This window comes from Streptomyces niveiscabiei, from assembly GCF_001419795.1.
Lineage (GTDB): Bacteria > Actinomycetota > Actinomycetes > Streptomycetales > Streptomycetaceae > Streptomyces > Streptomyces niveiscabiei.
On sequence record NZ_LIRL01000276.1, the window covers coordinates 1 to 9,408 of the forward strand.

The 9,408-nt window shown below is 72.4% G+C and carries 7 protein-coding genes; 4 read left to right on the forward strand and 3 right to left on the reverse strand.

Annotated features, from left to right (window positions below):
- Positions 1-27 precede the first annotated feature (27 nt).
- The 3 genes from AOK24_RS14715 to AOK24_RS14725 form a co-directional block, all read right to left on the reverse strand.
- Positions 28-582: a PadR family transcriptional regulator gene (locus AOK24_RS14715; RefSeq protein WP_055720523.1), complete on the reverse strand. Its 555-nt coding sequence runs from the start codon at positions 580-582 to the stop codon at positions 28-30.
- A gap of 21 nt (positions 583-603) precedes the next feature.
- Positions 604-2,619 (reverse strand): NADPH-dependent 2,4-dienoyl-CoA reductase, encoded by a 2,016-nt coding sequence (locus AOK24_RS14720; RefSeq protein WP_055720529.1) that lies wholly within the window; start codon positions 2,617-2,619, stop codon positions 604-606.
- Positions 2,620-2,840: 221 nt separating this feature from the next.
- Positions 2,841-3,332 carry a hypothetical protein gene (locus AOK24_RS14725; RefSeq protein WP_055720524.1) on the reverse strand — a complete coding sequence of 164 codons (492 nt, stop codon included), beginning with the start codon at positions 3,330-3,332 and terminating at the stop codon, positions 2,841-2,843.
- A 385-nt stretch (positions 3,333-3,717) separates the two neighbouring features.
- On the opposite strand from AOK24_RS14725, the gene AOK24_RS14730 reads away from it, so the two are divergent.
- The 4 genes from AOK24_RS14730 to AOK24_RS14745 form a co-directional block, all read left to right on the forward strand.
- Positions 3,718-7,254, forward strand: coding sequence for an ALF repeat-containing protein (locus tag AOK24_RS14730; RefSeq protein ID WP_055720525.1), 3,537 nt, complete (start codon positions 3,718-3,720; stop codon positions 7,252-7,254).
- A gap of 80 nt (positions 7,255-7,334) precedes the next feature.
- Complete coding sequence (locus AOK24_RS14735; RefSeq protein ID WP_055720526.1) at positions 7,335-7,838, forward strand: hypothetical protein; 504 nt, start codon at positions 7,335-7,337, stop codon at positions 7,836-7,838.
- Between the two features lie 95 nt (positions 7,839-7,933).
- Positions 7,934-8,815 carry an RNA polymerase sigma-70 factor gene (locus tag AOK24_RS14740; protein ID WP_055720527.1) on the forward strand — a complete coding sequence of 294 codons (882 nt, stop codon included), beginning with the start codon at positions 7,934-7,936 and terminating at the stop codon, positions 8,813-8,815.
- A gap of 76 nt (positions 8,816-8,891) precedes the next feature.
- Positions 8,892-9,408, forward strand: a 517-nt coding sequence (locus AOK24_RS14745) for an SDR family oxidoreductase (protein WP_055720528.1), incomplete at its 3' end; no start/stop codon positions are given.

Sequence of the window (9,408 nt, forward strand, 5' to 3'; positions counted from 1 at the left end):
GCCGGCGCCGGCCGTACCGGCTCTGAATCAGGCGTCCGCTTCGGGGAGTTCGGCTTCGGAGACTTCTGCCAGTGCTTCCGTGAGCCAGCTGATCCAGAACGTCTCCAGGGCGATGCCCGCGCGCAGGACCAGGTGCTGGAGCCTGGCCTGCGCGCTGTCGTCTCCCGGCGGGAAGTCGCGGGTCTCGATCTCCTCGTACTCAGCCAACTGGCGCTGGTGGAGGGCGAGATGGCGGGTCAGGTCGGCTGCGAGGCCGGCCGTGCCGACGACCGCCGCAGCCCGCAGGCGCAGGAGCGTGGCGTCGCGGTGGGGTTTGGGGTCCTGGGGTGCGGCGGTCCAGCGGGCGAGTTCGGCGCGGCCCTCGGGGAGGACCTCGTACGACTTCTTCTGGCCGCGTGCGGGGGTGGCGGAGGGGAGGGTGCGGATGTGGCCCTCCGCCTCCAGTTTTCCCAGCTCGCGGTAGATCTGCTGGTGCGTGGCCGACCAGAAGTATCCGATCGACCGGTCGAACCGGCGGGTCAGCTCCAGCCCTGACGAGGGTTTTTCGAGCAGGGCGGTGAGGATCGCGTGCGGGAGTGACATGCGGTCATCCTAGGGAGAGCGTCAGAGGGCGGCGGCGATCTCCGTGCCCTGCTTGATGGCCCGTTTCGCGTCCAGTTCGGCGGCGACGTCGGCGCCTCCGATCAGGTGCGGTGTCCGGCCCGCGGCCACCAGCGCGTCGTAGAGGTCCCGGCGGGGTTCCTGTCCTGTGCACAGGACGACCGTGTCGACCTCCAGGACCGTGCTGTGGCCGTCGACCGTGATGTGGAGGCCGGTGTCGTCGATGCGGTCGTAGGTCGCGCCGGGGGTCATGGTGACGCCCCGGTGCTTGAGTTCGGTGCGGTGGATCCAGCCCGTGGTCTTGCCGAGGCCCGCGCCGACCTTGGTGTTCTTGCGCTGGAGGAGGTGGACCGTGCGGGGCGGCGTGGGGCGGTCGGGGGTGGTGAGGCCGCCGGGGGTGGTGTGGTCGAGGTCGACGCCCCAGGCGCGGAAGTAGGTCGCCGGGTTCTCGTGGGCCTTGTCGCCGCTGTCGGTGAGGTGTTCGGCGACGTCGAAGCCGATGCCGCCCGCGCCGAGGATGGCGACGCGGTCGCCGACGGGAGCGTCGTCGCGCAGGACGTCAAGGTAGCCGAGGACGCTGGGGTGGTCGACGCCCTCGATGCCGGGGACGCGGGGGGTGACTCCGGTGGCGACGACGATCTCGTCGAACTCGGTCAAGTCTCCTGCCTCTACGCGGGTGTTGAGGCGTACATCGACCTGATGGGCCGTCAACTGGTGGGCGTAGTAGCGGATCGTCTCGTCGAACTCCTGCTTGCCGGGGACCTTGCGGGCCACGTTGAGCTGGCCGCCGATCTCGTTCGCGGCGTCGAACAGGGTGACTCCGTGGCCGCGTTGAGCCGCCGTGACCGCGCAGGCGAGTCCGGCCGGGCCTGCGCCGACGACCGCGACGCGTTTGCGCAGGCGGGTCGGGGACAGGGTCAGTTCGGTCTCGTGGCAGGCGCGGGGGTTGACCAGGCAGGAGGTGATCTTGCCGCTGAACGTGTGGTCCAGGCAGGCCTGGTTGCAGCCGATGCAGGTGTTGATGGCCTCGGGGGTGCCGGCCGCCGCCTTGTTCACGAACTCCGGGTCGGCGAGCATCGGGCGGGCCATCGAGACCATGTCGGCGACGCCGTCGGCGAGCAACTCCTCGGCGAGTTCGGGGGTGTTGATGCGGTTGGTGGTGACGAGGGGGATCGCCACCTCGCCCATGAGCTTCTTCGTGACGAACGTGTACGCGCCGCGCGGCACCGACGTCGCGATGGTCGGGATGCGGGCCTCGTGCCAGCCGATGCCGGTGTTGATGAGGGTGGCGCCGGCCGCCTCGATCGCCTTCGCGAGGGTGATCACCTCGTCGAACGTGGAGCCGCCGGGGACGAGGTCGAGCATGGAGAGGCGGTAGATCAGGATGAAGTCCTCGCCGACGGCCTCGCGGACGCGCCGGACGATCTCGACGGGGAACCGGATGCGGTTCTCGTACGGGCCTCCCCACGCGTCGGTGCGGTGGTTGGTGGGGGCGGCGATGAACTCGTTGATGAGGTAGCCCTCGGAGCCCATGATCTCGACGCCGTCGTACCCTGCCGCGCGGGCGAGGCGGGCCGTGCGGACGTAGTCGTCGATGGTCTTCTCGACCTCGGCGGCCGTGAGTTCGCGGGGCGTGTGGGGGCTGATCGGGGCCTTGACCGCGCTGGGGGCGACCAGGTCGGGGTGGTAGGCGTACCGGCCGAAGTGCAGGATCTGGAGAGCGATCCGGCCGCCCTCGGCGTGCACGGCGTCGGTGATCCCCCGGTGCCGGTCCGCCTCCTCCTCGGTGGTGAGCTTGGCGCCTCCCGGATACGGGCGGCCCTCGTCGTTGGGGGCGATGCCACCGGTGACGATGAGCCCCACTCCCCCTCGGGCGCGTTCCGCGTAGAAGGCGGCCATCCGCTCGAAGCCTCGCTCGGCCTCCTCCAGACCGACGTGCATCGAGCCCATGAGGACGCGGTTGGGCAGCGTGGTGAAGCCCAGGTCGAGCGGGCTCAGCAGATGCGGGTAGCGACTCAGGCTCATGGCGCCCTCCTTCGGGGGTGTGCCCTTCCGTTGTAGAGGGCCGCACGCCATTATGCAACTAGTTGCAAAAAGGCTCACTGTGAGGGTGGACGAGGTGTACGGCTCGGGCTACGTCCGCACCCTTTCCCCGGGGAGGAGGCGCGGCGCCGGGTCGCGGAAGAGCTGACGCCCACCGCCCGCGACCCCTGCGACGCCGCCCGCCCCTCGGCGTCCCGTCAGCCGGTGACGCGGATCTCCAGGAGTACCGTCGGCGGCTTGCCGATGCCCTCGCCGACGCCCTGGAAGTCGTTCTTCGGAACGTCGACGGTCTCGGTCTGGCCCTCGGCGCTCAGCTCGACGCGGACCGGGTGGCTCTCGGTCTGGACGGCGAAGACGTCGGCGAGTTCGAGGGTGAGGAACCCGGTGGGCGACGTCGCCGCGAAGCAGAAGTCCCCGGTGCCGGCCCGGGACAGGACCTTGATCTGGTCGGCCGCGTCGTCGCAGGCCACCAGGGTGATGCGGCCGTCGCCCCGGACCAGCTTGATGCCCTGCTCGGCCTGGATGCGGGCCGCGTCCGGGTAGGCGAAGCTCTCCACCGCGTAGGGCGGTTCGTCCCCGGCGGCGGGTGCCGCCTTGGGCGCGGCGATGGCGAGCGCGGCGCCCCCGGTGAGCGCGACGCCGACCCCGGCGCCGGCGATGAGGATTTTCTGAGCGCGGGAAATCACCATGGATTCCTTCCGGTGTGGGAAAAGGAGTGCGCGAAAACGGGCCGTTCAGGGGGAAATTCTCCGATACGGCATCACGCCGGTTCCACCCACCGCGCTTTACGTGCCATTGGCATGATTCCCCCGTGTTCGACCGTGTCGATCTCGGCCACGATCGTACGTCATCAAGCCTTCATCCAGGTGGGAGAGCACGTATTCTCCGGATGGCCCCGGCGCTCCGGGGTCCTGACGTCCTGTGGAAAAGAAAGGATTTGACCCCGTCTTGACACACAGATACAGAACACACGGATACGGAACACGCGGAATACGTAATTCCGCGCGAGCGCTCTGTCTCGCCCTTCTCCTCGCCCTCTTCGCGGGTGTCCTCGCGACGCCCGCGCAGGCGGCCGTGCCGCCGGATCCCGGCGAGCCGGTCGGCACGGACCACATCCCCGGCACGCCCCGGGGCGACGTACTGCGGGCCTGGAAGACCGGCGGGCCGGGCGTCAGGGCCGCCGCTGAGGCCGCGCTGCTGGGCTCGGACGCCCAGGTGCGCGCGTTCCTCGACAGCGAGCGGGCCGTCGCCGAGCTGTCCGACGACCGCGTGGCCACCGTGCAGATCTTCTCGGCGGGCGGCCGGGGCGTCCGGGAGGCCGCCGAACGCGCCCTGGCCGGGACACCCGCCGACCTCGACGCGTTCATCGCGTCGGGCTGGCGGGCGCCGCTGGAGCAGGACCAACGGGTGCGCGCCACGCAGATCATCAGCGCGGGCGGCCCCGAGGTGAAGAGCGCGGGCCAGGCCGCTCTGGAGGGCAGCGCCGAGGACGTACAGCGGTTCATCAGCGACGAGCAGTACGACGCCCGCCGCAACGACGAGCGGGTGGAGGTCGTGCAGATCCTGTCCGCCGGCGGACCCGCGACGCGGGAGGCCGCGCAGGTCGCGCTCGACGGGACGCCGGAGGACGTGACCGAGTTCCTGGAGGTGGGGCGGTACATCGCGCTCTCCCGTGACCAGGAGCTGGCCACGATCGAGGACCTGGTGAAGCTGGTCGAGGAGTCCGGCCGGCTCGCGAAGGTGGAGACCGAGGCGGCGAAGGAGGCCTCCGCGCGGGCCATCGCGGCGACGAAGCTCGCCAAGGAGGCGGCGCAGAAGGCCGCCGCCGAGACCGCCGCCGCGAAGGAGGACGCGACCAAGGCGTCCAACGCGGCGGGCCGCGCCGCCGACGCCGCGAACGGTGCCGCGAAGGCCGCGCAGGAGGCGATCAGCGCGTCCCGGGCGGCGAACACCTCGGCCCGGATCGCGGCCAACGCCGCCGCCCAGGCCGCGTCCGCCGCGTCCGCCGCCGCCCAGTCGGCCGCGAGCGCGCGCAGTGCCGCCGCCGACGCGGCCACCGACGCCACCAAGGCGTCGGCCGCCCGCAAGGCCGCCGAGGGCGCGTACGCGGCGGCCAAGGGCGCGGAGACCGCCGCGAAGGCCGCCGACCAGGCGGCGATCGCCGCCGACGAGTCCGGGAAGGCGGCGCTGGCCGCCGCCAGCGCCGACACCAACGCCGACCTGGCCGCTGCGGCGGCGCAGGCGGCCAGCGGTCACGCCAACGTCTCCAGCGCGCAGGCCCAGCGGGCGAGCGCGGCGGCGGCCGAGGCGCGGCGCCAGGCGGCCGAGGCGACCCGCGCGGCCAACCGTGCCGTGGCGCTCGCGGCGAAGGCCGGCAAGGCCGCCCGCGCGGCCCGGGACGCCGCCAACTCGGCTGCGGTGCACGCCCGCAACGCCGGCAAGGCCGCCGAGGAGGCCGCCGACCACGCCGGTGACGCCGCCACGGCCGCGACCGAGTCGACCAAGCACGCGGCCGAGGCGAAGAAGGCGGCCGACGCGGCGAGCGCGGCCGTCGTCGAGGCCAAGGCCACCTACGACGTCGCCCGCGAGGTCGAGGCGGCGGAGCTGGCCGACCGCCGCTACGCCGACGTCGAGCAGGCCAAGGCGCTCAAGCGCGCCGACACCGAGCGCAAGGCGCGTGAGCAGCAGGCGGCGACCGCAGCGCGGGCGGCCGACGAGGAGGCGCGGTCCCTTGCGGAGGAGGTCACCGCGCCGGGCGCCGACCTGACGCTGATCGCCGGCAAGGCCCGCAAGGTCGCGCTGCACATCGCGCAGACGCGCGGGCCCTGGAGCGTCACCACCGCCGAGGCGGCGCTCGCCGGTTCGGACGCGCTGGTCGTCGAGTACGTCAGGACCGGGCTGCCGGAGGCCGTACGGCGCGACGAGTACGCGCGCACCGTCAACCTGGCCTGGGAGTCGGAGTACGCGGCGGTCCGCACGGCCGCGAAGACGGCCCTGAACGGTGACGCGGCGCGGATCAGCGCGTTCATCGCGACCGGCCAGCACCAGGCGGCCCGGGACGACTACCGGATCCGGATCACGCAGCTGATCACCGGCGCAGGTCCTGGGGTGAAGAAGGCGGGGCAGGCCGCTCTGGACTCCGCTTCGACGGACGCGATGCGGGAGTTCGTCCACACCGGGTACTACACGGCCCGCACCATCGACGAGCGGGTGCGCGCCGTACAGCTGTACAGCGCGGGCGGCCCCGAGCTGAAGGCCGCCGCCGACGTCGCGCTGGCCGGTCCGCCGGAGGTGCTGCACCGGTTCGTCGAGGTCGACCAGTACCGGGCGGTGCGCAAGGACCGGCTGACCGCGACCCACGTGTCCCGGCTCCAGGGCATGATCGCCGGGGCGGCGCGGGTGGCCGCGACGGCTCAGGAGAACGCCCTGCTCGCCGCGAAGGTGGCGGCCGAGGCCCGCAAGGCCGCCGAGGACGCGGCCCGGTACGAGCAGCAGGCCAAGGAGTCGGCCGCCGAGGCCGGCGAGTACGCCCGGCAGGCGGACGCGCACGCCGACGCGGCGGAGAAGTCCGCGGCCGAGGCGGCGGTGTCCGCGCGGACGGCGCGGGCCGCCGAGGCCGACGCGAAGGCCGCCGTGGTGCGCGCCGACGTGTCGGCGGGCCAGGCCCGCTCCTCGGCCGCCGCCGCGCAGGTCTCGGCGAGCGACGCGTGGGCGGCGGCCGACGCCGCGTACGCGTCGAAGATCGCGGCCGGTGAGGACGCCGCCGCGGCGAGCAAGGCGGCGACGCAGGCCGGCGAGGTCGCGTTCCGCAAGCTCCAGGAGGAGATCCGGCAGCACTTCGCCGAGGCCGCGGCCGAGGCGGAGGAGTTCGGACTGCTCGCGGAGGACGAGGAGTTCGCCGCGTACATGGCCGAACTGGAGGACATCGACTGGGGTCAGGTCCTCTCCGAGGGCGGCCACTTCACCCTCGACGTCCTCGGTCTGATCCCCGGCTTCGGCGAGGCCGCCGACGGCGCCAACTGCCTGTGGTACGCCGGTGAGGGCAACGCGATCGACGCGGGCCTGTCCTGCGCCGGCATGGTGCCGTTCGCCGGGTGGGGCGCGGCCGGGGTCAAGGGCGGCAAGTGGCTGACCAAGGCGGACGACTTCTTCCGCCGGCTGTTCGGCAAGACGCCGCAGTTCCCGGTGTGCGTCCGGCCGTTGGCGCGGATCTCGCTCGCGGCGGGCACGGCCTGCCCGACGAACTTCCAGAACCTGGGCCGGGACATCTTCCAGTCGCCGGGCGGCCTGGTCTACATGCCGCAGGGCAGCTCGCACCGGATCGACCACATCATGGAGCACACCCGCCCCAACCCCGACAAGCCGTTGCACGGCGTCTTCGTCAAGAAGGGGCAGGACGAGGTGCTGGCGATGATCGACGACGCGTGGGAGCGGGTCAAGGGCCAGACGCCGCAGGTCAGCGCCGGCAACAAGGTCTTCGCCGCCGAGTACGCCGAGGCCATCGGCGAGGGCGGGGAGAAGTTCCTGTGCATCGTGACCCGGTACAAGAGCAAGAAGTACCGCGTCATCACCGCGTACCCGTCGGCCTCGGCCACGTGTCCGCGGACGTGACCGGACCCCGCTGATCCGACCGGGGCGGCGGGCCGGAACTCCCGGCCCGCCGCCCCTCCCCCTGACGACAAGGACCCGCCATGCACTCCCCCGACCACCTCCGCGCCCTCCTGCGCGAGCTGGACGACCCCGACCATCTGGAACTTCCCCCGGGGTACGACCTGCCGGCCGCCCGGCGGCGTTTCGCGGGGCTCGGCGCGGCGATGAAGGAGCGGTTCGGCCCGTCCGTGCTCGCCGGTATGACCCAGGACGCGAGCTACTACGGAGAGGTCACGGTCCCCGCGCCGGACCGGCCCCTGTGGGTGCTGATGAGCAACTTCGGCCCCTTCGTCACCGCCGGAACCGGCCGTGACCTGGGCGTACCGGGCTGCGAAGAGGGCCTGGACGAGTCGTTCGTGACCTGGCTCGACGGGGTCTGCGCGGAACTCGGCTGCGTGTACGTACCGGCCGGGCTGCTGCTGGAGCCGTACGACGGCCCTACGCGTCTGGAGGACGGCGAGCTGCCCGGGGGCGGGGAGGACGAAGAGGAGGACGAGGGGGAGCTTCCGCTCGCCTGGTGGGACCGGTACTTCCAGTACATGTGACCCGCACGTCGCCGGTGCGGGGGCGGTGACGGTCCTGGTCGCCGGGCACAGCGTGGCACGCTGGTGTCCGTTCGGTCGGGGCAGGAGGGGCTCGTATGGGTGTCGGGGACGATCTGGATGTGGCGGCGAAGGAGTTCGTCGCGGTGCGGGGGCGGTTGTTCGGGATCGCTTACCGGGTGCTGGGGAGCGCGGCGGAGGCGGAGGACGTCGTGCAGGAGGCGTGGGTGCGGTGGCAGGGGGTGGAGCGGTCGGAGGTCGAGGAGCCGGCCGCGTTCCTGACCACGGTGACGACCCGGCTCGCCATCAACGTCGCCCAGTCCGCGCGGGTACGGCGTGAGACGTACGTCGGGACCTGGCTGCCGGAGCCGGTGAACACGGGCGCCGATCCGCAGGTCGGGGCGGAGCGGGCGGAGGCGCTGGATCTCGCGGTGCTGTTCCTGCTGGAGAAGCTGAACCCCGTGGAGCGGGCCGCCTATGTGCTGCGGGAGGCGTTCGAGTATCCGTACCGGCGGGTCTCGGAGATCCTGGAGACCAGTGAGGCGAACGCGCGCCAGCTCGTGACGCGGGCCCGCAGGCACCTGGCCGCCGAACGCAGGGAACCCGTCGGGCCGGCCGAGCACCGGCGCCTCCTTGAGGTGTTCCTCGCGGCGGCCCGGGCCGGTGATCTGGCGGTACTGGAGGAGGTGCTGACGCAGGACGTGGTCAGTTACACCGACGGCAACGGCATGCGCGGCGCGTCGCGTATCCCGGTCGTCGGGATCGTGCACGTCTCCCGGTACCTGGCCGCGTTCGCGCCGCGGTTCTGGCCGGGTACGGAGGTCCGGTGGGTGGAGGCCAACGGCCGCCCGGCGGCGCTCGTGTCGGAGGGCGGGTCCGTGAGGGTGCTGCTGTGCGTCGACGTGTCCGCGCTCGGCGTGGAGCGGATTCTGTGGGTGATGAGCCCGGAGAAGCTGGCGCCGTACCTGGCGTCGCTGTAGCTGTCACACTCCGGCCCGCTGCCCGGTCACTCCTGTGCGAGAACTTCTCCCGACACTTCTCCGAGAGGAAACCGTCATGAAGATCGTCGTGATCGGTGGCACCGGGCTCATCGGCTCGAAGGTGGTCGCGTGGCTCGGCGAGCACGGGCACGAGGCGCTCGCCGCCTCGCCGGGCACGGGCGTGGACACGCTGACCGGGCAGGGTCTGGCCGAGGCGCTCAAGGGCGCCTCGGTCGTGGTCGACGTGTCGAACTCGCCCTCGTTCGAGGACCGGGCCGTGCTGGACTTCTTCCGCACCTCCACCGCCAACCTCCTCAAGGCGGAGACCGAGGCCGGGGTCACCCACCACGTCGCCCTGTCCGTCGTCGGCACCGAGCGGCTCCAGGAGAGCGGCTACTTCCGCGCCAAGCAGGCGCAGGAGGAGCTGATCAGGGAGTCGGGCACGCCGTACTCGATCGTCCACGCGACCCAGTTCTTCGAGTTCGTCAACGCCATCGCGGGCGAGGCGACCGACGGCGACACCGTCCGGCTGGCCCCCGTGGGCATCCAGCCGATCGCCTCGGACGACGTCGCCGCGGCCGTCGCCCGCACCG

Coding starts and splice junctions, on each gene's coding strand:
- AOK24_RS14735 (WP_055720526.1), top strand. CDS start 7,335: ATGCACTCCCCCGACCACCTCCGCGCCCTCCTGCGCGAGCTGGACGAC.
- AOK24_RS14725 (WP_055720524.1), bottom strand. CDS start 3,332: ATGGTGATTTCCCGCGCTCAGAAAATCCTCATCGCCGGCGCCGGGGTC.
- AOK24_RS14740 (WP_055720527.1), top strand. CDS start 7,934: ATGGGTGTCGGGGACGATCTGGATGTGGCGGCGAAGGAGTTCGTCGCG.
- AOK24_RS14715 (WP_055720523.1), bottom strand. CDS start 582: ATGTCACTCCCGCACGCGATCCTCACCGCCCTGCTCGAAAAACCCTCG.